This is a genomic window from Mycolicibacterium gilvum (genome assembly GCF_900454025.1).
Classification (GTDB): Bacteria; Actinomycetota; Actinomycetes; order Mycobacteriales; family Mycobacteriaceae; genus Mycobacterium; species Mycobacterium gilvum.
This window is the reverse complement of the sequence record NZ_UGQM01000001.1, coordinates 4,369,901-4,393,587: the sequence shown is the minus strand read 5'-3', so window position 1 is coordinate 4,393,587 and position 23,687 is coordinate 4,369,901. Positions and strand designations below refer to the sequence as shown.

The 23,687-nt window shown below is 67.6% G+C and carries 22 protein-coding genes; 20 read left to right on the top strand and 2 right to left on the bottom strand.

The features are described from left to right. Positions 1–29: 29 nt before the first annotated feature. The 6 genes from argS to rho all read left to right on the top strand — a co-directional run bounded on the left by argS (position 30) and on the right by rho (position 8,815). A complete protein-coding gene (gene argS, locus DYE23_RS20480; RefSeq protein WP_115328013.1) occupies positions 30–1,682 on the top strand; it encodes an arginine--tRNA ligase in 1,653 nt (550 codons plus the stop codon). Continuing rightward, complete coding sequence (lysA, locus tag DYE23_RS20475; RefSeq protein ID WP_115328012.1) at positions 1,679–3,097, top strand: diaminopimelate decarboxylase; 1,419 nt, start codon at positions 1,679–1,681, stop codon at positions 3,095–3,097. The genes argS and lysA overlap by 4 nt, the downstream gene beginning before the upstream one ends. Before the next feature lie 4 nt (positions 3,098–3,101). Continuing rightward, the gene (locus DYE23_RS20470; protein ID WP_115328011.1) at positions 3,102–4,418 is read left to right on the top strand and encodes a homoserine dehydrogenase; all 1,317 of its coding nucleotides are present in this window, start codon (positions 3,102–3,104) and stop codon (positions 4,416–4,418) included. Continuing rightward, a complete protein-coding gene (gene thrC / locus DYE23_RS20465) occupies positions 4,415–5,494 on the top strand; it encodes a threonine synthase (RefSeq protein WP_011893182.1) in 1,080 nt (359 codons plus the stop codon). The genes DYE23_RS20470 and thrC overlap by 4 nt, the downstream gene beginning before the upstream one ends. A gap of 10 nt (positions 5,495–5,504) precedes the next feature. After that, positions 5,505–6,449 carry a homoserine kinase gene (gene thrB / locus DYE23_RS20460; RefSeq protein ID WP_172527817.1) on the top strand — a complete coding sequence of 315 codons (945 nt, stop codon included), beginning with the start codon at positions 5,505–5,507 and terminating at the stop codon, positions 6,447–6,449. Positions 6,450–6,736: 287 nt separating this feature from the next. Then, a complete protein-coding gene (rho, locus tag DYE23_RS20455; RefSeq protein ID WP_115328009.1) occupies positions 6,737–8,815 on the top strand; it encodes a transcription termination factor Rho in 2,079 nt (692 codons plus the stop codon). A gap of 5 nt (positions 8,816–8,820) precedes the next feature. Here rho and DYE23_RS20450 read toward each other — a convergent pair whose 3' ends face one another. After that, positions 8,821–9,240, bottom strand: a complete 420-nt coding sequence (locus DYE23_RS20450; RefSeq protein ID WP_011893185.1) for a MarR family winged helix-turn-helix transcriptional regulator — start codon at positions 9,238–9,240, stop codon at positions 8,821–8,823. A 172-nt stretch (positions 9,241–9,412) separates the two neighbouring features. Here DYE23_RS20450 and DYE23_RS20445 point away from each other — a divergent pair, with 172 nt between their 5' ends. Beyond that, positions 9,413–10,819 carry an IS1380 family transposase gene (locus DYE23_RS20445; protein WP_016341434.1) on the top strand — a complete coding sequence of 469 codons (1,407 nt, stop codon included), beginning with the start codon at positions 9,413–9,415 and terminating at the stop codon, positions 10,817–10,819. 193 nt (positions 10,820–11,012) lie between these two features. Further along, positions 11,013–11,612 (top strand): maleylpyruvate isomerase family mycothiol-dependent enzyme, encoded by a 600-nt coding sequence (locus DYE23_RS20440; protein ID WP_011893186.1) that lies wholly within the window; start codon positions 11,013–11,015, stop codon positions 11,610–11,612. A gap of 1 nt (position 11,613) precedes the next feature. Here DYE23_RS20440 and DYE23_RS20435 read toward each other — a convergent pair whose 3' ends face one another. Further along, a complete protein-coding gene (locus DYE23_RS20435; RefSeq protein ID WP_011893187.1) occupies positions 11,614–12,291 on the bottom strand; it encodes a TetR/AcrR family transcriptional regulator in 678 nt (225 codons plus the stop codon). A gap of 100 nt (positions 12,292–12,391) precedes the next feature. Between DYE23_RS20435 and fadD1 the strand changes: the two genes are divergently transcribed. The 12 genes from fadD1 (at position 12,392) to atpA (ending at position 23,678) form a co-directional block, all read left to right on the top strand. After that, complete coding sequence (fadD1, locus tag DYE23_RS20430) at positions 12,392–13,969, top strand: fatty-acid--CoA ligase FadD1 (protein ID WP_099962743.1); 1,578 nt, start codon at positions 12,392–12,394, stop codon at positions 13,967–13,969. Between the two features lie 162 nt (positions 13,970–14,131). Further along, a complete protein-coding gene (gene rpmE / locus DYE23_RS20425; RefSeq protein WP_011893189.1) occupies positions 14,132–14,344 on the top strand; it encodes a 50S ribosomal protein L31 in 213 nt (70 codons plus the stop codon). Between the two features lie 95 nt (positions 14,345–14,439). Then, entirely contained in the window at positions 14,440–15,513 is a 1,074-nt protein-coding gene (gene prfA, locus DYE23_RS20420) for a peptide chain release factor 1 (protein WP_011893190.1), read from the top strand. A 23-nt stretch (positions 15,514–15,536) separates the two neighbouring features. After that, entirely contained in the window at positions 15,537–16,379 is an 843-nt protein-coding gene (gene prmC, locus DYE23_RS20415) for a peptide chain release factor N(5)-glutamine methyltransferase (RefSeq protein WP_041788479.1), read from the top strand. Beyond that, positions 16,376–17,041, top strand: a complete 666-nt coding sequence (locus tag DYE23_RS20410) for an L-threonylcarbamoyladenylate synthase (protein WP_011893192.1) — start codon at positions 16,376–16,378, stop codon at positions 17,039–17,041. Before prmC ends, DYE23_RS20410 begins: the two co-directional genes overlap by 4 nt. Before the next feature lie 11 nt (positions 17,042–17,052). Beyond that, positions 17,053–18,270 carry a glycosyltransferase family 4 protein gene (locus DYE23_RS20405; RefSeq protein WP_013471180.1) on the top strand — a complete coding sequence of 406 codons (1,218 nt, stop codon included), beginning with the start codon at positions 17,053–17,055 and terminating at the stop codon, positions 18,268–18,270. Between the two features lie 269 nt (positions 18,271–18,539). Beyond that, the gene (locus tag DYE23_RS20400; RefSeq protein WP_011893194.1) at positions 18,540–18,986 is read left to right on the top strand and encodes an ATP synthase subunit I; all 447 of its coding nucleotides are present in this window, start codon (positions 18,540–18,542) and stop codon (positions 18,984–18,986) included. A gap of 19 nt (positions 18,987–19,005) precedes the next feature. Then, positions 19,006–19,776, top strand: a complete 771-nt coding sequence (gene atpB, locus DYE23_RS20395) for a F0F1 ATP synthase subunit A (RefSeq protein ID WP_172527937.1) — start codon at positions 19,006–19,008, stop codon at positions 19,774–19,776. 95 nt (positions 19,777–19,871) lie between these two features. Beyond that, positions 19,872–20,117, top strand: coding sequence for a F0F1 ATP synthase subunit C (locus DYE23_RS20390; RefSeq protein ID WP_011893196.1), 246 nt, complete (start codon positions 19,872–19,874; stop codon positions 20,115–20,117). Between the two features lie 9 nt (positions 20,118–20,126). Beyond that, on the top strand, positions 20,127–20,642 hold the full coding sequence (locus DYE23_RS20385; protein ID WP_011893197.1) for a F0F1 ATP synthase subunit B: 516 nt from the start codon (positions 20,127–20,129) through the stop codon (positions 20,640–20,642). Continuing rightward, positions 20,643–21,980 carry a F0F1 ATP synthase subunit B/delta gene (locus DYE23_RS20380; protein WP_115328008.1) on the top strand — a complete coding sequence of 446 codons (1,338 nt, stop codon included), beginning with the start codon at positions 20,643–20,645 and terminating at the stop codon, positions 21,978–21,980. 51 nt (positions 21,981–22,031) lie between these two features. Further along, on the top strand, positions 22,032–23,678 hold the full coding sequence (gene atpA / locus DYE23_RS20375; RefSeq protein ID WP_013471182.1) for a F0F1 ATP synthase subunit alpha: 1,647 nt from the start codon (positions 22,032–22,034) through the stop codon (positions 23,676–23,678). The last annotated feature ends 9 nt before the right edge of the window (positions 23,679–23,687 follow it).

The following is a 23,687-nucleotide window of genomic DNA, read 5'->3' as shown; positions in this document are numbered from 1 at the left end:
GAACAGCGCAGACCATAGGATGGACCCCCGTGACCCCTGCCGATCTGGCCCAACTGCTCAAGGCCACCGCCGCCGCGGTGCTCGCCGAGCACGGCCTCGACTCCGCCGCACTGCCCGACACCGTCACCGTCGAGCGTCCCCGCAACCCCGAGCACGGTGACTACGCGACCAACCTGGCGCTTCAGCTCGGCAAGAAGGTCGGGGCGAACCCCCGCGAGCTCGCCGGCTGGCTGGCCGAGGCCCTGGCCGCGTCCGACGGCATCGCCGCGGCCGACGTGGCCGGTCCCGGGTTCGTCAATCTGCGCATCGAGGCCTCCGCACAGAACGTCATGGTCAGCAATGTGCTGAGCGCCGGAGCGGACTACGGTCACTCCGCGGTGCTCGCCGGCAAGAAGGTCAACCTCGAGTTCGTCTCCGCGAACCCCACGGGCCCGATCCACATCGGCGGGACCCGCTGGGCGGCCGTCGGCGACGCCCTCGGTCGATTGCTGACCACGCAGGGCGCCGCAGTCACCCGCGAGTACTACTTCAACGATCACGGTGCGCAGATCGACCGGTTCAGCAATTCGCTCATCGCCGCCGCGAAGGGTGAACCCGCCCCCGAGGACGGCTATGCCGGCACCTACATCGCCGACATCGCGAGCCAGGTGGTCGCGAAGGAGCCCGGCGTCCTCGACCAGCCCGACGATCAGATGCGCGAGACGTTCCGGGCCATCGGCGTGAACATGATGTTCGACCACATCAAGGAATCGCTGCACGAGTTCGGCACCGACTTCGACGTCTACACCCACGAAGACTCGATGCACACCTCCGGCCGCGTGGAGCAGGCCATCGACAAGCTGCGGGAGACCGGCTTCGCCTACGAGAAGGACGGCGCAGTCTGGTTGCGCACCACCGACTTCGGTGACGACAAGGACCGCGTCGTGATCAAGAGCGACGGCAAACCGGCCTACATCGCCGGCGACCTCGCCTACTTCCTGGACAAGCGCAAGCGCGGATTCGACCTGTGCATCTACATGCTCGGTGCCGACCACCACGGGTACATCGCGCGGCTGAAGGCGTCGGCGGCCGCCCTCGGCGACGATCCCGACACCGTCGAGGTGCTCATCGGCCAGATGGTCAACCTCGTCCGCGACGGCCAGCCGGTCCGGATGAGCAAGCGCGCCGGCACCGTCATCACCCTCGACGACCTCGTCGAGGCCATCGGCGTGGACGCCGCCCGCTACTCGCTGATCCGCAGTTCGGTCGACACCCCGATCGACATCGACCTTGAGCTCTGGTCCTCGGCATCCAACGAGAACCCGGTCTACTACGTGCAATACGCCCACGCGCGGCTCTCGGCCCTCGCCCGCAACGCCGCAGAGCTCGGGATCGCGCCCGACACAGCACATCTCGACCTGCTGACGCACGACAAGGAAGGCGTGCTGATCCGCAACATCGGCGAATTCCCGCGCATCCTGGCGACAGCCGCCGAACTGCGTGAGCCGCATCGTGTCTCGCGCTATCTGGAGGATCTCGCCGGGGATTACCACCGGTTCTACGACGCGTGCCGGGTGCTGCCGCAGGGTGATGAGGCTCCGGGTGACCTGCACGCGGCGCGTCTTGCGCTGTGCGCCGCGACACGTCAGGTGATCGCCAACGGGCTCGACATCCTCGGCGTCAGCGCTCCGGAGCGGATGTGATCGCCCACCCCGCCGGTCCCCGGCACGCCGAAGAGGTGCCCTCCGCCGCCGCCCCCGAGCGTCCGCAGTCCGCCGCCGACGTCTCCCGGCTGGCCCCGAATGTCTGGCCGCAGAACACCGTTCGCGGCGACGACGGCGCCGTGTCCATTGCGGGAGTGCCGGTCGCCGACATCGCCGCCGAGTTCGGTACCCCGGTCTTCGTCATCGACGAGGCGGACTTCCGCTCACGCTGCCGCGACATCTCGTCGGCCTTCGGTGGCGGCGAGTACGTGCACTACGCGGCCAAGGCGTTCCTGTGCGGTGAGATCGCGCGCTGGGTCGACGAAGAAGGCCTGTCACTCGACGTCGCCACCGGGGGAGAACTCGCCGTCGCTCTGCACGCCGGTTTCCCCGCCGAGCGGATCACCGTGCACGGCAACAACAAATCGGTGGCGGAGCTGACCGCTGCCGTCAAGCACGGCGTCGGGCACGTGGTCGTCGACTCGATGATCGAGATCGAGCGCCTCGACCGCATCGCGGCCGACAACGGTCTGGTGCAGGACGTTCTGGTGCGTGTCACCGTCGGCGTCGAGGCGCACACCCACGAGTTCATCTCGACCGCCCATGAAGACCAGAAGTTCGGGCTGTCGCTGGCCTCCGGCGCGGCGATGGAGGCGGTGCGTCGCGTCTTCGAGGCCGGGAATTTGCGGCTCGTCGGCCTGCACAGCCACATCGGATCGCAGATCTTCGACGTCGCCGGGTTCGAGATCGCGGCCCACCGCGTGATCGGTCTGCTGCGCGACGTGGTCGCCGAGTTCGGCGTCGAGAAGACCTCCCAGATGGACATCGTCGATCTCGGTGGCGGGCTCGGCATCTCCTATCTGCCCGACGACAACCCGCCTCCGATGAGCGGACTGGCCGCCAAGCTGAAGGCGATCGTGGCCCGTGAGTCCGCCGCGGTCGGGCTGCCCGCCCCGAAACTCGTGGTCGAACCGGGGCGTGCCATCGCCGGACCCGGCACCATCACGCTGTACGAGGTCGGCACCGTCAAGGACGTCGCCGTGAGCCCGACGGCGCACCGCCGGTACGTCAGCGTCGACGGCGGTATGAGCGACAACATCAGAACCTCGCTCTACGGCGCCGAGTACGACGTCAGACTGTTGTCGCGGGTCAGCGACGCCAACCCGACGCTGTCGCGCGTGGTCGGCAAGCACTGTGAGAGCGGCGACATCGTGGTGCGCGACGCGTGGTTGTCCGAGGACGTAACGCCGGGGGACCTGCTCGGTGTCGCCGCCACCGGCGCATACTGCTACTCGATGTCGAGCCGCTACAACCTGATCGGCCGGCCGGCCGTGGTGGCCGTGCGCGACGGGCGGGCCCGCCTGATCCTGCGCCGGGAGACGGTCGAGGATCTGTTGAGTTTGGAAGTGAGGTAGGCCAGTGAGTGACGAGATCGGCGTAGCCGTACTGGGGCTGGGCAACGTGGGCAGCCAGGTCGTGCGCATCATCGAGGAGAGCGCCACGGACCTGACCGCACGTATCGGTGCGCCGCTGGTGGTGCGCGGCATCGGTGTCCGTGACGTCAGCCGTGACCGTGGCGTGCCGGCGGAGCTGCTGACCGACGACATCGACGCCCTGGTCTCGCGTGACGACGTCGACATCGTCGTGGAGCTGATGGGTCCGGTCGAACCCGCCCGCAAGGCGATCCTCACCGCGCTGGAACAGGGCAAGTCCGTCGTCACCGCCAACAAGGCACTGATGGCGGTGTCGGCCGGCAAACTGGCCGAGGCGGCCGAAAACGCCCGCGTGGACCTGTATTTCGAGGCCGCGGTGGCCGGCGCCATCCCCGTCATCCGTCCGCTGACGCAGTCGCTGGCCGGTGACACCGTGCTGCGGGTGGCCGGAATCGTCAACGGCACCACGAACTACATCCTGTCCGAGATGGACAGCACCGGCGCCGACTACGCCAGCGCGCTCGCCGATGCGAGTGCGCTCGGCTACGCCGAAGCCGACCCGACCGCGGACGTCGAGGGCTATGACGCCGCGGCGAAGGCCGCGATCCTGGCCTCCATCGCGTTCCACACCCGCGTCACCGCCGACGACGTCTACCGCGAGGGCATCACCAAGGTGACGGCGGCGGACTTCGTGTCGGCGCGCGCGCTGGGATGCACGATCAAGCTGTTGGCGATCTGTGAGCGGTTGACCTCGCCCAAGGGCGAACAGAAGGTCTCGGCCCGCGTGTACCCGGCGCTCGTTCCGCTGGAGCACCCGCTGGCCTCGGTCAACGGCGCGTTCAACGCGGTGGTCGTCGAAGCCGAGGCGGCCGGCAGGCTGATGTTCTACGGCCAGGGCGCAGGCGGGGCACCCACCGCGTCCGCGGTTCTGGGTGACCTGGTGATGGCTGCACGCAACCGCGTGCAGGGCGGACGCGGCCCGCGGGAATCGAAGTACGCGAAGCTCCCGGTGGCGCCGATCGGCGTGATCCCCACCCGGTACTACGTGAACATGAACGTCAAGGACCGCCCCGGCGTGCTGTCGGCCGTCGCCGCCGAGTTCAGCGCGCGGGAGGTCAGTATCGCCGAGGTGCGCCAGGAAGGGATGGTCGACGAGGACGGCCAGCGCTCCGGCGCCCGCATCGTCGTCGTGACCCACGAGGCCACCGACGAGGCATTGTCGGAAACCGTTGCCGCGCTCGCCGATCTCGATGTCGTGCAGAGCATCAACAGCGTGCTGCGTCTGGAAGGGACCACAGAGTGAGCGCCACCCGAGCCGTACATCAGCCGTGGCCGGGCCTCATCGAGGCCTACCGCGATCGGCTGCCGATCGAGGACAGCTGGACCCCCATCACGCTCCGTGAAGGTGGCACCCCGCTGCTGCCGGCGCCGCGGCTGTCCGAATACACCGGGTGCACCGTGCATCTCAAGGTCGAGGGGCTCAACCCCACCGGTTCGTTCAAGGACCGGGGCATGACGATGGCCGTGACCGAAGCGGTCTCGCGGGGACAGCAGGCGGTGCTGTGCGCGTCGACCGGCAACACCTCGGCCTCGGCCGCCGCGTACGCGGCACGCGCGGGCATCACCTGTGCGGTGCTGGTGCCCCAGGGCAAGATCGCGATGGGCAAACTGGCACAGGCAGTGATGCACGGCGCCAAGATCATTCAGATCGACGGCAATTTCGACGACTGCCTGGAGCTCGCGCGCAAGCTCACCGCCGACTTCCCGACCGTCTCACTCGTCAACTCCGTCAACCCGTTCCGGATCGAAGGACAGAAGACCGCGGCGTTCGAGATCGTCGACGCCCTCGGAGACGCACCCGACATCCACGCGCTTCCCGTCGGCAACGCAGGCAACATCACCGCCTACTGGAAGGGCTATACCGAGTATCACCGCGACGGTCTGGCTTCACGGCTGCCGCGCATGCTCGGGACACAGGCCGCCGGCGCCGCACCGCTGGTTCTCGGGGAACCGGTCAGCGATCCCGAGACCATCGCGACCGCGATCCGGATCGGGTCGCCCGCGTCGTGGAGCTCCGCGGTGGAAGCCCAGCAGCAGTCCGACGGACGCTTCCTGGCCGCCACGGACGAGGAAATCCTCGCCGCCTACCACCTCGTCGCACGCGCAGAGGGCGTGTTCGTCGAGCCCGCGTCGGCGGCGAGCATCGCCGGACTGCTCAAGGCCATCGAAGAGGGTTGGGTCGCCAAGGGGTCCACTGTCGTGTGCACCGTCACCGGTAACGGATTGAAGGACCCGGACACCGCGCTCAAGGGCATGCCCGCCGTCATCCCCGTCCCGGTGGACCCGGTCGCCGTCGTCGCCAAGCTCGGTCTGGTCTAGACCGGCGATGGTGACCCGCACCCTTCCGCCCGGGGTCTCTGCGACCGCAGAGGTCGCCGCCTCGAGCGCCAACCTGGGGCCCGGCTTCGACAGCCTGGGTCTGGCGGTCGGCCTCTACGACGAGATTTCCGTTGAGACAACGGAATCCGGACTCGTGGTGGAGGTGGAAGGTGAGGGTGCCGGTCAGGTGCCGCTGGATGAATCCCACCTCGTGGTGCGTGCCATCCAGCGGGGGCTACGCGAGAACGGCATCGACGCGCCGGGTCTGATAGTCCGCTGCCGCAACAGGATTCCGCACTCGCGCGGCCTGGGATCATCGGCTGCCGCAGTGGTTGGTGGCCTTGCCGCCGCCAATGGTCTTGCAATGCAGGCGGATTCGACACCGATGTCCGCGGAGCGCCTTGTTCAGGTGTCGTCGGAGTTCGAGGGGCACCCGGACAACGCGGCCGCGGCGGTGCTCGGCGGAGCGGTGGTGTCCTGGACCGAGGACCGCGGTGACGGGCCGCGGTACGCCGCGGTGCAGATCCGGCTGCACCCTGCCATCACGGTGTTCGCCGCGATTCCGCAGGTACGGTCGTCCACCGCGGAAACGCGGGTGCTGCTACCCGAGCACGTCAGTCATGCCGATGCCAGCTTCAATGTGAGCCGCGCTGCGCTGCTGATCGTCGCCCTCACCGAGCGCCCGGACCTGCTGCTCGCCGCCACCGAAGACGCACTGCATCAGTCGCAGCGGGCACCCGCGATGCCGGCGTCCGCGGAATACCTCGCGGTGCTGCGGCGTTGTGGAGTCGCAGGAGTTTTGTCCGGCGCGGGTCCGTCCGTGCTGGCGTTGAGCACCGAGGCCGAGTTGCCCGTCGAGGCCGCCGAGTTCGGCAGCCGCAACGGGTTCGAGATCGTCAGAATGTCGGTCGGACACGGGGTGACGTGGAGTTCCGGCGTCGCCGCGAAGAGCTAGGTACGACTCGCAACATCTGCACCATGCGAATCACCGCGTTTCTTGCTTCCGACTCGGATGCGCGTTATTCTCGCTCTCGTCCAGCAATCGCAGCTTCTTCACCTGCGCCGACACTAGGACGACTCTTCTTTCAGGTGTTCAAACTTGTGGACCGACGGTCTGCCGTATCCCGGCGAGACCCTGCGATCACCGTTGCAGTGGCAATGGCGTGACCTAGGCGTTCAGCGGATCGGCTGAGCGCACTGAACCCCCGCGTGACTTGATCAGCGAGGGAAGAAAGGAAATCCGTGACCGATACGGACCTCTTCACGGCTGGTGGCAACGCCGACAGCGGCGAGATGCCGAACACCGTGACTGCAGACATTTCGACGTCCGCGCCCGCGGACAGCGCGCCGGCGGCGGCCCCCGCCCGGCGAGGCGGCTCCCTGACCAGCATGGTCCTGCCCGAGCTGCGCGCGATGGCCAAAGAGATCGGCGTCGAGGGCGCCTCCGGGATGCGCAAGGGCGAACTGATCGCCGCCATCCGTGAGCGCCGTGGCGAGGCCAACGGCTCCGCCGAGACGAAGAAGGGCGACGCCCCGACGAGCGCGCCCGCCGAGACCGCCGCCGGGTCGGCCACCGACTCCGGGCAGGCTCCCGCCGCAGCGCAGGCCGGTCAGGACGAGGCCGCCGAGCCGCAGCCGCAGCAGCGCAGGCGTGAACGCCGTGGGGCCTCCCGCGACCAGGGCGGCCCGAGCAGTGCCGAGCAGGCTCAGCCGCAGGAGACCGCCGACGGTGCCCAGGATGACGCCGGTGAGACGGAAGGCCGCCGCCGACGGTCTCAGCAGGACGCTCAGGGCGGCCGCGACGAGGCGCGCGAGAGCAAGGGCGCAGATCAGACCACCAAGGCGGACTCCGACGGAGGCAACCGCGGCGACGGCGGCGATCAGCAGGGTGGCGGCCAGAACCGCAACCGCAACGACAACCGCGGCGACAGCAACCGTGGCAACGACAACCGCGGCAACGACAACCGTGGCGACAGCAACCGTGGGAACGACAACCGCGGCAACGACAACCGTGGGAACGACAACCGCGGCGGTGGCGGCGACAACGACGACGACGGCGAAGGCCGCCAGGGGCGGCGCGGCCGCCGGTTCCGTGACCGCAAGCGCCGGGAACGCGGCGGCGACGGTGGCGGCGGTGAGCGCGACACCGAGCTTCGCGAGGACGATGTCGTCCAGCCTGTGGCGGGCATTCTCGACGTCCTCGACAACTACGCGTTCGTGCGGACCTCCGGATACCTGGCCGGCCCCAACGACGTGTACGTGTCCATGAACATGGTCCGGAAGAACGGTCTGCGCCGCGGCGATGCCGTCACCGGCGCGGTCCGCGTGCCCCGTGACAACGAGGGCGGTGGCGACAAGAACCCCCGGCAGAAGTTCAATCCGCTGGTGCGGCTCGACACGGTCAACGGCAAGCCCGTGGAAGAGGCCAAGAAGCGCCCCGAGTTCACGAAGCTCACCCCGCTCTACCCGAACCAGCGACTGCGCCTCGAAACGAGCAGCGACAAGCTGACCACGCGTGTGATCGACCTCATCATGCCGATCGGCAAGGGGCAGCGCGCACTCATCGTGTCCCCGCCGAAGGCCGGTAAGACGACGATCATGCAGGACATCGCCAACGCGATCACCCGCAACAACCCCGAGTGCCATCTGATGGTCGTGCTCGTCGACGAGCGCCCTGAAGAGGTCACCGACATGCAGCGCTCGGTCAAGGGCGAGGTCATCGCCTCGACCTTCGACCGGCCGCCGTCTGACCACACCCAGGCTGCTGAGCTCGCCATCGAACGGGCCAAGCGTCTCGTCGAGCAGGGCAAGGACGTCGTGGTGCTGCTCGACTCGATCACCCGTCTGGGTCGCGCGTACAACAACGCGTCCCCGGCGTCGGGCCGAATCCTGTCCGGTGGCGTCGATTCGACGGCCCTCTACCCGCCGAAGCGATTCCTCGGCGCGGCTCGCAACATCGAAGAGGGCGGCTCGCTGACGATCATCGCCACGGCAATGGTCGAGACCGGGTCCACCGGCGACACGGTGATCTTCGAGGAGTTCAAGGGCACCGGCAACGCGGAGCTCAAGCTCGATCGCAAGATCGCCGAGCGGCGCGTCTTCCCGGCCGTCGACGTCAACCCGTCAGGCACCCGCAAGGACGAGCTGCTGCTCTCGACAGACGAGTTCGCCGTCGTGCACAAGCTGCGTCGCGTGCTGTCCGGACTGGATCCGCACCAGGCCATCGATTTGTTGATGAGCCAGTTGCGCAAGACCAAGAACAACTATGAGTTCCTGGTCCAGGTCTCCAAGAACACCCCTGGCGGCAACGACCACGACTGAGTCGGCTACTCCGACGCCAGCGTGACGAGCGCGTCGCGCATGGCGTCGAAAGCCGTGTCGCCGAGTCGTTCACGCCATTCGGCTTCGACGCGGCCGACCTCGGCGCCGGCCCGCCGGCACATCTCCACGCCTCGGTCGCTCAATGTGACGAGCCGGGCACGTGCGTCGGTGGGGTCGGGGAGTCGCGTCACGTATCCGGAGCGCTCGAGCTGATCGATGAGCGCGCCCGCCGTCTGCTTGGTCACGCGTGCCTGTTCGGCAAGCTCGGTCAGCCGCATACCGCCGGGATCGAGCCGCTGCATCAGGCGTGACTGGGCCATCGTGATGTCGTCGTGGCCCGCCTGCCCCAGCGCGGCCATCACCCGGGTCTCCACGTCCCGGTGTGCCATGAACATCAGAACCGCTGTCGCCGGGATCTCGTCCATGCGTTGACTTTAGTACGAGGCCCTGACTAAATTAGTCAGCATTCCTGACTAACCCGGATTTTTCGTGGAATGTTGACTGTGGGGGTGTGTAGATAAGCGAAAGTGCCTGTCCTGCAAGGAATAATTGGACTTCTCTACGGTTCAAAAACCCTGACGGGAAGGCACTTCGCAGGTGAAGAATATCGCGGCGGCATCGCCGGTGAAAGTTTCCGCCGACGGCCATGGCGTTGTGTCGCATGCCGGGATGGGCATGCTGCGTGAGCTTGCCGACCGGACCGGCTTATCGGCGCAGGTCACGGCCGCGTTGGCCGACACCTACCGCGGCCCGTGGGTGTATGCGCCTGGGGAGGTGTTCGCTGATCTGGCGGCCGCGGTCGCCGACGGCGCGGACTGCATCGACGCGGTCGGTCAGCTGTGCGGTGACCGGGAGCACGTCCTGGGGGCCAAGGCCTCAACGACCACCATGTGGCGGCTGATCGATGAGCGGATCGATGCCGCGCATCTACCCGGGGTGCGCGCAGCCCGAGCCGCGGCGCGGGCAGCGGCCTGGGCTGTCGGAGCCGCCCCCACCACCGGCGGCTGGCTGCATATCGACATCGATGCCACGCTGGTGATCGATCACTCCGACAACAAGGCCGGGGCTGCGCCGACCTGGAAGAAAACGTTCGGGCTGCACCCGCTGCTGGCGTTTCTGGACCGCCCCGACATCGCCGGCGGCGAAGCCCTGGCCGGGTTGCTGCGCAACGGTAACGCCGGCTCCAACACCGCCTCCGACCACATCATCGTCCTGCACCAGGCTTTGGCATCGCTGCCAGCGGCGTGGCGGCCCAACCCCGACGATCCCGACAACCCCGAGGCCCCGAAGGTGTTGGTGCGCTGCGATACCGCCGGATCCACCCACAAATTCGCCGCAGCGTGCCGGGCCGCCGGGGCCGGGTTCTCCTTCGGGTACCCCGTCGATACCCGCGTCCAGGACGCCGTGGACACCCTCAACCTCGGCGATTGCTGGTATCCAGCGATCGACACCGACGGCGGGATCCGCGACGGCGCGTGGGTCGCTGAAGCCACCGACCTGGTCAACCTGGCCTCCTGGCCCGAAGGGACCCGGCTGATCCTGCGTAAAGAACGCCCCCACCCCGGCGCGCAGTTGCGGTTCACCGACGCCGACGGCATGCGGGTCACCGCGTTCATCACCGACACACCACCGGGTGTCGTACCCGGTCAGGTCGCCGGTCTGGAACTACGGCACCGCCAGCACGCCCGCGTCGAGGACCGTATCCGCGAACTCAAAGCCACCGGGCTGCGTAACCTGCCCTGCCACTCCTTCTGGGCCAATGCTGCCTGGCTCGAAATCGTCCTGGCCGCCGCTGACCTGGTCACCTGGACCCGCCTCATCGGGTTCGCCAGCGATCGCGCTCTGGCCCGCGTCGAGATCACCACGTTCCGCTACCGGGTCCTGCACGTGGCCGCCCGTATCACCCGCGGCGCCCGCCAACTGCGGCTACGCATCGATGCCACCTGGCGCTGGGCGGCGGCGATCGCCGCCGCCTGGCACCGCGTCCGCACCGCCTTCGGATAACACCCCACCCCATCGGACCCATCAACGATGAAGGACCCACAGGCCCCAGGAAAGCCCGCCCCACCCGGCGACACGGGACAGCACCTCTACGCCACCACACGAAAACCACTACCCAACAACACAACTCGGCATCACACCGAACCCACACCAATTACCACGCAAAATCCGGGCTAATTGATCTTCGGGGGTGCCCGTGAACCGCGACACCGTGTGGCAGCACATCGACGAGCAGCGCACGTCGCTGGCCGACCTCATCGATGACCTCGGCAGCCGGGGGCCGGGCGTCTGGGATACCCCGTCGCTGTGTGCCGGATGGTCTGTGCGCAACGTCGCGGCCCATCTGACGCATTCGACGATGGCCCCGCCACGCATGCTGTGGGAGGCGATCCGGAGTGGTTTCCGCTTCGACGCCATGGTCGACAGGCTGGCGCTGGCCGATCCACGGTCGCCTGCCGAGATCTCGGCGCATCTACGCGCCGCTGTCGGGTCTCGCCGTCATCCGCCGGGCACGACCGCGTTCGAACCTCTCATCGACGTCCTGGTACACGCTCAGGACATCTGCGTGCCGCTCGGCATCGACCGGCCGATGCCCGTGGATGCCGCGGTGGCAGCCGCGGAACGGGTGTGGGAGATGGGCTTCCCCTTCCGGGCGCGGACGCGACTTGCCGGCGTCAGGCTGGTCGCCACCGACGCCGACTTCGCCGTCGGCGCGGGGCGAGAGCACGCGGCCCCGGTCCGTGAGCTGCTGATGGTGCTCACCGGTCGCGCCGCGGCGGTCGCCGACGCGCGCTGACTCAGGTACCCGCCGGATCGCTGCGGAACGCGGCCACGATGTAGCGACGCGCATGCCGCAGCACCGACTCGTGGTCGTCGACGTCGCACTGCTCTCCGGGCACCGTCGCCAGGCTCATGGTGATGCGCGCGATCCACTCCGCGGCCTCCGCGCGATCGGTGTCGGCGTGGATCTCGCCCCGGTCGACCGCGGCCTGGATATAGGGCTCCCAGAACGCCGCGATCTCGGGAATCAGCCCGCGCACACCGAGTCCCACACATGCGGTGAACGCCTCCGGCTCCTCCTGGCGGAGCTTGAGCACGAGCGCCCCGGGCGTCTCGGATTCCTTGCGCGCAAGGGCGACGCCGGCTGCGATCTGCTCATCGAGGCCGGTCACCGAGTCGAGGCGGGTGCGCGATTCGGTCCAGAACGCGTCGTTGAGTCGCACGATCGCCGCGCCGAGCAGCTCCGACTTGTCGGGGAAGTGGCGGTAGAGCCAGCCCCGGCTCACACCCGCGACCTCGGCGACCTCCGACACCGTGGTCGCGCGGATTCCCTTGGCCGTCAGGCACTGTTCGGCGGCGTCGATGAGCCGATCCCGGACGGTCCTGGCCTTGGGTTCGACGGGCGGATCCGCGACCGGACTCGTCACTTGATCGGCTGGTGCTGAATTCGCGAAGGCGCCCACGCTCATCGACATATCTTCGCAAACGAAGGCCGTGTTGTGGTTGAGGTACGCTGCGCGCGGTCGGCGGAGTAGACAGAAGTGTGAACCTGTTCACGGGGTGAAGGGTGGCGGTGTGGCCGAGACGGTTCAGCAGCTGTTGCGGGAGCGGGTGACCGACGACGGCATCGCGATGAAGCACGAGGACCGGACGTGGACCTGGCGTGAACACCTCGGCGAGGCGGCTGCACAGGCATCGGCGCTGATCGGCCTCGCGGACCCGTCGCGTCCCCTGCACGTCGGCGTGCTGCTCGGGAACACCCCTGACATGCTCACGGCGATGGCTGCCGCGGGGCTCGGCGGCTACGTGCTGTGCGGCATCAACACCACCCGGCGCGGATCCGCGCTCGGCCGAGACGTCCTGCGCGGCGACTGCCAGATCCTGATCACCGACGACGCCCACCGCGGTCTTCTCGACGGCGTCGACCTCCCCGGCGTCCGGGTGCTCGTCGTCGGCACCCCGGAGTGGTCGGAACTGATCGGACGCGCCGGTGAACTCACCCCGCACCGCGAGGTCACCGCAACCGATACCTACATGCTGATCTTCACCTCGGGCACCAGCGGCGATCCGAAGGCCGTCAAGATGATGCACGCGATGGTGCTGCTGGCCGGCGCCGCGCTGGCCGGCCGCTACGAGCTGACGCCGCGCGATGTCTGCTACCTGTCGATGCCGCTGTTCCACAGCAATGCCGTCCTGGCCGGATGGTCGGTGGCGCTCAACGCCGGCGCCGCGATGGCGCCCGCGCACTTCAGCGCCTCTGGTTTCCTCGGCGACATCCGCCGCTACGGCGCGACCTACATGAACTACGTCGGCAAGCCGCTGGCCTACATCCTCGCGAGCCCCGAGAAGCCCGACGACATCGACAACCCGCTGCGGGTGGCGTTCGGCAACGAGGCCGGCGACCGCGACATCGCCGAGTTCTCCCGGCGCTTCGGGTGCGAGGTCTGGGACGGTTTCGGATCCACGGAGAACGCGGTGACCATCACCCGCGAGGACGGCTGCCCGCCCGGATCCATCGGAAAGGGCTTCCCCGGGGTGGCCATCTACGACCCGGACACACTGACCGAGTGCGCGGTGGCGGAGTTCGATGCCCACGGCGCCCTGGTCAACGGCGACGACGCGATCGGCGAACTGGTCAACACGCAGGGCGCGGGTATGTTCGCCGGCTACTACAACGACCAGGACGCCACGGACGACCGGATGAGGCACGGCATGTTCTGGTCCGGCGATCTCGCCTACCGCGACGCCGACGGCTGGATCTACCTCGCCGGTCGCACCGCGGACTGGATGCGGGTCGACGGCGAGAACATGACGGCGGCACCGATCGAGCGCATTCTCATCCGGCTGCCCGCCATCAGCATGGCAGCGGTGTATCCGGTCCCCGACGAGTTCGTCGGTGACCAGGTCATGGCCGCGATCGTGGTGCAGGACGAGGCGACGCTGACCCCGCAGGAGTTCGGCACGTTCCTGTCCGAGCAGCCCGACCTGTCACCGAAGGCGTGGCCGCGCTACGTCTGGATCGCCGACGAACTGCCCAGCACCGCGACCAACAAGGTGCTCAAACGCGAACTCGTCGCGATGGGCACCACCCCGGCGGGCCGCACACTGTGGACCCGGGACGGCAGTGGCTACCGCACGGTCGCCGAGGAATAGCGGCCGCCGAATGCGCGTTTAGGCTGCTGGCGGTCGAACTGGCATAATCGGTGGCAGTCTGCCGGCCTCAGGCCGGGCGACCGCCGTCACCTCGGTTCCGGTTCACGCCGCAGCCTCCCGCTTTGGGAAGGGCGACCCGGGCCCACGATTGAAGAGGAAACCATGAAATCAGGCATTCATCCTGACTATGTCGAGACCACGGTGCTGTGTGGTTGCGGCGCAAGCTTCACCACCCGCAGCACCAAGAAGAGCGGCAACATCACTGTCGAGGTCTGCTCGCAGTGCCACCCGTTCTACACCGGCAAGCAGAAGATCCTCGACAGCGGCGGCCGTGTGGCCCGCTTCGAGAAGCGCTACGGCAAGCGCAGCAAGTAGCTCCCGCAACGGCGCCCGATCTGCCGCACTTCGCGCAGGCCGGGCGCCGTTTCGCGCTCAAAGTTCCGTGGCGACGATATCTGTGAGGAGGCGAGATGGCCGAGGCCGCACCGGCGATCGAGGCGATTCTCGCTGAGTACGGCGAGCTGGAGCAGCGTCTCGCCGACCCCGATCTGCACGCCGACGCCGGCGCCGCCCGCAAGGTCGGCAGGCGGTTCGCCCAGATCTCGCCGATCGTCGCCACCTACCGCAAGCTCGAGGCCGCCCGCGGCGACCTCGAGGCCGCGCGGGAACTGGCCGCCGATGACGCGTCATTCGCGGCCGAGGTCGACGAGCTGACCGACCAGATCGGTGACCTCGACCGGGCGCTGACCGATCTGCTCGCGCCCCGCGACCCCCACGACGCCGACGACATCGTGCTCGAGGTCAAGTCCGGCGAGGGCGGCGAGGAGTCCGCGCTGTTCGCCGCAGACCTCGCCCGGATGTACATCCGCTACGCCGAACGGCATGGCTGGACGGTCACGATGCTGGGGGAGACGACGTCCGACCTGGGCGGTTACAAAGACGCCACGCTGTCGATCGCCAGCAAGGGCGATTCGGCCGACGGGGTGTGGGCCCGGCTGAAATTCGAGGGTGGCGTGCACCGCGTGCAGCGGGTTCCGGTCACCGAGTCCCAAGGACGGGTGCACACGTCGGCGGCGGGCGTGCTGGTCTACCCCGAACCCGACGAGGTCGAACAGGTCCAGATCGACGAGTCGGACCTGCGCGTCGACGTCTACCGGTCCTCCGGCAAGGGCGGCCAGGGCGTCAACACCACCGATTCCGCGGTACGCATCACGCACCTGCCCACCGGCATCGTCGTCACCTGCCAGAACGAACGCTCACAGCTGCAGAACAAGGCACGCGCGATGCAGGTGCTCGCCGCGCGGCTGCAGGCGCTCGCCGAAGAGCAGGCGTCGGCCGATGCGTCCGCCGACCGTGCCAGCCAGATCCGCACCGTGGACCGCAGCGAGCGCATCCGCACCTACAACTTCCCCGAGAACCGCATCGCCGACCACCGCATCAACTTCAAGGCGCACAACCTCGACCAGGTGCTCGACGGCGATCTCGACCCGCTGTTGGACGCCCTCGCGGCCGCGGACAGGCAAGCCCGGCTGCAGAACACGTGACCGTGGCCGACCCGCCGGTGACCATGCGCCAGGTGATCGCCGACGCTGCCGAGACCCTGGCGGCCGCCGGCGTCGGATCGCCGCGGGTCGACGCCGAGCTGCTCGCCGCCCACGTCGCCGGGACCGACCGCGGCCTGGTGGCATTCGTCGAACCCGACGCCGCGTTCCTGTCTCGCTATCGGGACCTCACCGCCCGGCGCGCCGCACGGGTCCCGTTGCAGCACCTGACCGGCACCGCGGCGTTCGGACCCGTTGTCGTCGACGTCGGACCCGGCGTGTTCATTCCGCGCCCCGAAACCGAATCACTGTTGGAATGGGCGCTCGCGCAACCGCTTTCAGGATCGGCCCGGATAGTCGACCTGTGCACCGGGTCCGGCGCGCTGGCCCTGGCACTGGCGCAGGGATTCCCCGGGGCGACGGTATTCGCGGTGGACGACTCCGACGATGCGCTGGTCTACACCCGGCGCAACACCGCGGGCACCGCCGTGCACGTGGTGCGTGCCGACGTCACCGACGCCGGCCTGCTCACCGAACTCGACAGGTCCGTCGATCTCCTGGTCTCCAACCCGCCCTACATTCCGGATGCGGCCGAGTTGGAACCCGAAGTGGCTGAGCATGATCCGGCGCATGCGCTGTACGGGGGGGCCGACGGAATGGCCGTCATCGAACATCTCGCGGGTGTGGCGGCCCGGCTGTTGCGCCCCGGCGGCCGCTGCGCTGTCGAGCACGACGACTCCACCTCGCAGGCCACCGTCGAGGTGTTCGTGCGCGCCGGTGGCTTCACCGAGGTGACGGCGAGACACGATCTGACCGGGCGGCCGCGATTCGTGACCGCAGTGCGGAACGGTGAGAGGGTGGCGAGGTGAGTCAAGGACTGTTCGACTGTGCCGACCCGGCGCAGCGGGCGACCGGTATCGCGTCGGCGATCAGCGCCCTCAAGGAGGGCCGCCTCGTCGTGATGCCGACCGACACCGTCTACGGCATCGGCGCCGACGCGTTCGACGGTGAGGCGGTGGCCGCACTGCTCGACGCCAAAGGACGCGGACGCGACATGCCGGTGCCGGTGCTGGTCGGGTCCTGGCACACCATTTCCGGCTTGGTGTACACGGTTCCCAACAGCGCGAAAGAGCTGATCCGCGCGTTCTGGCCGGGTGCGCTCAGCCTGGTGGTGCATCAGGCGCCGTCCCTGCAGTGGGATCTCGGCGACGCCAACGGCACGGTGATGCTGCGGATGCCGTTGCATCCGGTGGCGATCGAACTCCTGCGTGAGGTCGGTCCGATGGCCGTCTCGAGTGCGAACATCTCCGGTAGCCCGGCGGCCGTCACCGCGGCACAGGCCCGAGAACAGCTCGGCGACCGCGTGGAGGTCTACCTCGACGGCGGGCCGGCCGAACAGCAGGCCGCCTCCACGATCGTCGATCTCACCGGTGCGCACCCGAGGGTGCTGCGGCAGGGTCCGGTGACGCTCGAGGCGATCGCCGACGTGCTGGGCGTGGAGGCGCAGAGCCTCCTCGCCCCGACCGAGTGACCTGGAGTTCTGTGGATCTGGCCTCAGCGACGATCACCGCGACTCGGGCGGGGGAGTCTCTTCTCGCGCTCGACGAGCGCGGAGCGGGAGTACCTCTGCGCGAACTCGCCCTCGTCGGGCTGACCGCCGCGATCATCACCTATCTCGCGACCGGCTGGGTCAGGGTGCTCGCGACCCGCTGGGGTGCGGTCGCCTATCCGCGTGAACGCGACGTGCATCTGCAGCCGATCCCGCGCATGGGCGGCCTCGCCATGTACATCGGGGTGGTGGCCGCAGTGCTGCTGGCCTCGCAACTGCCCGCGCTGACCCGAGGCTTCGTCTACTCCTCCGGCCTCCCGGCGGTGGTCGTGGCCGGCGGTCTCATCATGGTCGTCGGGCTGATCGACGACCGTTGGGGCCTCGATGCGCTGACCAAGTTCGCCGGCCAGATCACCGCGGCCAGCGTGCTCGTCACGATGGGCGTGGCCTGGAGTGTGCTCTACATACCCATCGGCGGGGTCGGCACGATCGTCCTCGACCAGGTCGCGTCCATCCTGCTGACGCTCGCCTTCACGGTCGCACTGGTGAACTCGATGAACTTCGTCGACGGTCTCGACGGCCTGGCCGCGGGGTTGGGTCTCATCACGGCGTCGGCCATCTGCTTGTTCTCCGTCGGGCTGCTCCACGACCACGGCGGCGACGTGCTGTTCTACCCGCCCGCGGTGATCTCGGTGGTGCTCGCCGGTGCATGCCTGGGCTTCCTGCCCCACAACTTCCACAAAGCGCGGATCTTCATGGGCGATTCGGGGTCGATGCTGATCGGACTGATGCTGGCTGCGGCGGCCACGACCGCGGCCGGCCCGATCTCGCAGACGGCCTACGGAGCCCGGGACGTGTTCGCGCTGCTGTCGCCGTTCCTGCTCGTCGTCGCCGTCGTCTTCGTGCCGGCGCTCGACATGCTGCTCGCGATCATCCGGCGCACCCGCAAGGGTCTGAGTCCGTTCAGCCCGGACAAGATGCATCTGCACCACCGACTGCTCGAGATCGGCCATTCCCACCGACGCGTCGTGCTCCTCATCTACCTCTGGGTCGGCATCGTCGCGATCGGTGCGGCGAGCACCATCTTCGTCGACCCTAAGCACACCGCGATCGTCATGGCGGTCGCCATCGTCGTCGCGATCGTGGTGACGTTGATACCGCTGCTCAAGCGCGGAAACGACGAGGCCGACAGCGTGTACGACGAAAAGTAGTAGGCCCTCTTATCGGGCTCTCACCATGTGTTAAGGTTTTGGCAGAACCCGAAAAGACCTCGCGGGTTTCCGGCCATCGGCCGCTCGGTTTCCCATCACGAGCGCCGGTAGGAACGGAACGAAGACCGACATTTTCGACCGAAACAGGGAGCTACCCCTTGGGTGATTCCGGTGCGCATGTCGCCCTCAGTTACGCTACGGGCGCCACGCACAGGACCATCGGGAGCGAGACCCACCATGTGTGATGACCGCGGGATTGAGGTGAAGCCGTGACGACGCCAGCGCAGGACGCGCCGTTGGTGTTTCCGTCCGTCGCTTTCCGGCCGGTACGCCTGCTCGTCATCTGCGTCGCGCTCACCGCTCTCGCCATGGTCGCCGCCGGTTTCGGCGGCAACATCCTCTACGGCGTGTTCTTCGGCGTCGGCCTCGGTCTGGGCCTGACCAATGCGCTGCTGGTGCGTCGCGCGGTCGAGAGCATCACCGCCGAGGATCATCCGCTTAAGAAGAAGATGGCGCTGAACTCGGCGACGCGACTCCTCGTGATTACCGCGATCGGTCTGACGGTCGCTTTCCTGTTCAAAGACAACGGTGGCCTCGCGGTGCTCTTCGGCCTCGCGATCTTCCAGGCATTGCTGGTGATGAGCACCAGCCTCCCGGTACTGCGCAAGATCCGCAGCGAGGGACTCGACGTGGCAGACACGGAAGCGAAGGATTGAGCTAACCCCAATGACGCAGATGTTCGAGACTGTCCTCGCCGCTGAGGAAGGCGGTGCCCCGATCCACGTCGGGCATCACACCATGGTGTTCGAGCTGTTCGGTATGACGTTCAACGGGGACACGATCCTCGCCACCGCGATCACCGCGGTCATCGTCATCGGACTCGCTTTCTATCTGAAGTCGAAGGTGACCGCGACCGGCGTCCCCGGTGGCGTGCAGCTCTTCTGGGAAGCCCTGACGATCCAGATGCGCGGACAGATCGAGCAGGCGATCGGCATGAAGGTCGCGCCGTTCGTCCTTCCGCTGGCCGTGGCGATCTTCGTCTTCATCCTGGTCTCGAACTGGCTCGCGGTGCTCCCGCTGCAGTACGGGGGCTCCGACGGTGCGGCCGGTGAGCTCTACAAGCCTCCTGCCTCCGACATCAACTTCGTGCTGGCGCTCGCACTGTTCGTGTTCATCTGCTACCACGCGGCAGGCATCTGGCGTCGCGGTATCGTCGGCCACCCGATCAAGGTCGTCAAGGGCCACGTCGCCTTCCTGGCGCCGATCAACGTCGTCGAAGAGCTCGCCAAGCCGATCTCGCTGGCACTGCGACTCTTCGGCAACATCTTCGCCGGCGGCATCCTGGTGGCGCTGATCGCGATGTTCCCCTGGTACATCCAGTGGCTGCCCAACGCGGTGTGGAAGACCTTCGACCTGTTCGTCGGTCTGATCCAGGCCTTCATCTTCTCGCTGCTGACGATCCTGTACTTCAGCCAGTCGATGGAGTTGGACCACGACGAGCACTGAGCGCACCGACCCTCACAGAACTATTTGCCGTAACACGTAAGGACCACACAAACCCCTGACAGAGACCCTCTGTCAGATATCAAGGAGGATAGGAAATGGACCCCACAATCGCTGCTGGCGCACTCATCGGCGGTGGTCTGATCATGGCCGGCGGTGCCATCGGTGCCGGTATCGGTGACGGTATCGCCGGTAACGCGCTGATCTCGGGCATCGCCCGGCAGCCGGAGGCCCAGGGTCGACTGTTCACGCCGTTCTTCATCACGGTGGGTCTGGTCGAGGCCGCCTACTTCATCAACCTCGCCTTCATGGCCCTGTTCGTCTTCGCCACGCCGGTCGGCTAATTCAGCGACATGGGTGATCTGACATCGACGAACCTCGCCTCCGCCATACTCGCGGCGGAGGAGGGGGGCGGGACCAGTAACTTCCTGCTCCCCAACGGCACCTTCTTCGCCGTACTGCTCATCTTCCTGATTGTGCTCGGCGTGATCGCGAAATGGGTTGTGCCACCGATCAGCAAGGTGCTGGCCGAGCGGGAGGCGATGCTGGCCAAGACAGCCGCTGACAACCGCAAGTCGGCCGAACAGGTCGCCGCGGCGCGAGCGGATTACGACAAGACCTTGGCCGAAGCCCGTGGTGAGGCGTCCTCGATCCGCGACGAGGCCCGGGTGGCGGGCCGTCAGGTCGTCGACGAGAAGCGTGCGACGGCCAACGGCGAGGTCGCCGAAACGGTCAAGACGGCCGATGAGAAGTTGACACAACAGGGTTCGGCCGCGCAGTCGGAGCTTCAGTCGTCTGTGGACGCGCTGTCGGCGACGCTCGCGAGCCGGATCCTGGGTGTGGACGTGAACACGCGTGGGAGCCAGTAGATGTCGACTTTCATCGGACAGCTGATCGGCTTCGCCGTCATCGTCTTCATCATCATGAAGTGGGTTGCCCCGCTGGTGAAGTCGATGATGCAGAAGCAGCAGGAGGCCATCCGCGCGGCTCTCGAAGAGAGCGCGGAGGCCAGCAAGAAGCTGGCCGAGGCCGATGCGATGCACACCAAAGCCGTCGAGGACGCGAAGTCCGAGGGGCAGAAGGTCACCGACGAAGCGCGTCAGGATTCCGAGCGGATCACCGCGCAACTCGCCGAGCAGGCCGACACCGAGGCCGAACGCATCAAATCCCAGGGCGCACAGCAGGTTCAGCTGATGCGCCAGCAGCTGATCCGTCAGCTGCGGTCGGGACTCGGCGCGGAGTCCGTGGAGAAGGCCGAAGAGATCGTCCGCAACTATGTCTCCGATCCCGCGGCGCAGGCGTCGACCGTCGACCGCTTCCTCGAAGAACTGAACGCGATGGCGCCCTCGCCTGCGGTGCTCGAAGCCGGTGCGACGCTCAACCTGCGGGCCGCCAGCCGCGAGGCGCTGGCCGAACTGGTCAAGAAGTTCGAATCCGTCGCCGACGGCGCCGACTCGGACACCCTGACCACGGTGGCCGACGAACTGTCCGGTGTCGCGAAGCTGCTGCTGAGCGAGACGACGCTCAACAAGCACCTCGCCGAGCCCACCGATGATTCGACGGCCAAGACCCGGCTCGTCGAGCGGCTGTTCGACGGCAAGCTCGGCAGCAATTCCCTCGAGCTGCTCAAGACCGCGACCGCCCAGCGCTGGTCCGGTGAAGGCAACCTGATCGACGCCCTCGAGCATGTCGCACGCCTGGCGCTGCTGGCCCGTGCGGAACGCGACGGACAGAGTGAAGAGGTCGAGGACCAGCTGTTCCGGTTCGGCCGTCTGCTCGATTCGCAGTCGCAGCTCAGCCGGCTGCTCGCCGACACCACGGTGCCGACCGACAAGCGTGTGGAGTTGCTGAAGAAGGTCGTCGACAGCGCGGGTGAGGTGAACGGCACCGTCGCGGCGCTGCTGACCCAGACCGTCGAACTGCTGCGTGGCGAGCCCGCCGACGCCGCGGTCAGCGACCTCGCCGAACTCGCCGTCGCGCGCCGCGGCGAGGCCGTCGCCGAGGTCACGGCCGCCGCCGATCTCTCGGAGGAGCAGCGCACCCGCCTGACCGAGATCCTGAGCCGGATCTACGGCACCCCGGTGTCGGTCCAGCTCGACGTGGATCCCGACGTGCTCGGCGGTCTCCTGATCACGGTCGGTGACGAGGTCATCGACGGTTCTATCTCATCGCGGTTGGCCGCGGCCCGTACCGGGCTGCCGGACTGACCCGCCCAGACTCGAGCAGTAACAAACACAAAGGCAGGAAGACGAAAAGCCATGGCAGAGTTGACAATCTCCGCTTCTGACATCGAAGGGGCGATCGAGGACTACGTCTCCTCCTTCACCGCCGATTCCGAGCGTGAAGAGATCGGCACGGTTATCGATGCCGGCGACGGTATCGCCCACGTCGAGGGACTGCCCTCGGTGATGACCCAGGAGCTGCTGGAATTCCCCGGTGGCGTCCTCGGTGTCGCACTGAACCTCGACGAGCACAGCGTCGGCGCCGTGATCCTCGGTGAATTCGAGAAGATCGAAGAAGGCCAGCAGGTCAAGCGCACCGGCGAGGTGCTCTCCGTGCCCGTCGGCGACGCGTTCCTCGGCCGTGTCATCAACCCGCTCGGTCAGCCGATCGACGGCCAGGGCGACATCGAGTCTGACACCCGTCGCGCCCTCGAACTGCAGGCGCCGTCGGTGGTTCAGCGGCAGGGCGTCTCGGAGCCGCTGCAGACCGGCATCAAGGCCATCGACAGCCAGACCCCGATCGGCCGCGGCCAGCGCCAGCTGATCATCGGCGACCGCAAGACGGGCAAGACCGCCGTCGCCGTCGACACGATCCTCAACCAGCGCAAGGCCTGGGAGACCGGTGACCCCAAGCAGCAGGTGCGCTGCGTCTACGTCGCCATCGGTCAGAAGGGCACCACGATCGCGTCGGTGAAGCGCGCCCTCGAAGAGGGTGGCGCGATGGAGTACACCACCATCGTCGCGGCGCCGGCCTCCGACGCCGCCGGCTTCAAGTGGCTGGCTCCTTACACCGGCTCGGCCATCGGTCAGCACTGGATGTACGACGGCAAGCACGTGCTGATCGTGTTCGACGACCTGTCCAAGCAGGCCGACGCCTACCGCGCCATCTCACTGCTGCTGCGTCGCCCGCCGGGCCGTGAGGCGTTCCCCGGCGACGTCTTCTACCTGCACTCGCGTCTGCTGGAGCGTTGCGCGAAGCTCTCCGATGAGCTCGGCGGCGGCTCGATGACGGGTCTGCCGATCATCGAGACGAAGGCCAACGACATCTCGGCGTTCATCCCGACCAACGTCATCTCCATCACCGACGGCCAGTGCTTCCTGGAGTCCGACCTGTTCAACCAGGGCGTCCGGCCGGCCATCAACGTCGGTGTGTCGGTGTCCCGAGTCGGCGGCGCCGCCCAGATCAAGGCCATGAAAGAGGTGGCGGGCTCGCTGCGTCTGGAGCTGTCGCAGTATCGCGAGCTGGAGTCGTTCGCGGCCTTCGCCTCGGACCTGGATGCGGCGTCGAAGGCGCAGCTGGACCGCGGCGCCCGCCTGGTCGAGCTGCTCAAGCAGCCGCAGTACACGCCGTACTCGGTCGAGGACCAGGTCGTCGCGATCTTCCTCGGCACCAAGGGCCACCTGGACTCCGTCCCGGTCGAGGACGTCTCGCGCTTCGAGCAGGAAGTCCTCGAGCACGTCAAGGCCTCGCACGACGACATCCTCCAGGAGATCCGCGAGACCAAGAAGCTGTCGGAGAGCACCGAGGAGAAGTTGACGAACGTCATCAACGACTTCAAGAAGGGCTTCTCGGCGTCCGACGGCAGTTCGGTCGTGGTGAACGAGGCCGACGCCGAGGCCATGGACGAGGCGGACGTCGAGAAGGAATCGGTCAAGGTCCGCAAGCCGGCCCCCAAGAAGTAAGACCGAAAG

Bases quoted from the DNA above. Each gene is read 5' to 3' on its own strand.
- prmC (WP_041788479.1), top strand. From the start codon at position 15,537: ATGCGCCAGGTGATCGCCGACGCTGCCGAGACCCTGGCGGCCGCCGGC.
- rpmE (WP_011893189.1), top strand. From the start codon at position 14,132: ATGAAATCAGGCATTCATCCTGACTATGTCGAGACCACGGTGCTGTGT.
- prfA (WP_011893190.1), top strand. From the start codon at position 14,440: ATGGCCGAGGCCGCACCGGCGATCGAGGCGATTCTCGCTGAGTACGGC.
- DYE23_RS20435 (WP_011893187.1), bottom strand. From the start codon at position 12,291: ATGTCGATGAGCGTGGGCGCCTTCGCGAATTCAGCACCAGCCGATCAA.
- DYE23_RS20385 (WP_011893197.1), top strand. From the start codon at position 20,127: ATGGGTGATCTGACATCGACGAACCTCGCCTCCGCCATACTCGCGGCG.
- DYE23_RS20380 (WP_115328008.1), top strand. From the start codon at position 20,643: ATGTCGACTTTCATCGGACAGCTGATCGGCTTCGCCGTCATCGTCTTC.
- DYE23_RS20450 (WP_011893185.1), bottom strand. From the start codon at position 9,240: ATGGACGAGATCCCGGCGACAGCGGTTCTGATGTTCATGGCACACCGG.
- atpB (WP_172527937.1), top strand. From the start codon at position 19,006: ATGTTCGAGACTGTCCTCGCCGCTGAGGAAGGCGGTGCCCCGATCCAC.
- DYE23_RS20390 (WP_011893196.1), top strand. From the start codon at position 19,872: ATGGACCCCACAATCGCTGCTGGCGCACTCATCGGCGGTGGTCTGATC.
- atpA (WP_013471182.1), top strand. From the start codon at position 22,032: ATGGCAGAGTTGACAATCTCCGCTTCTGACATCGAAGGGGCGATCGAG.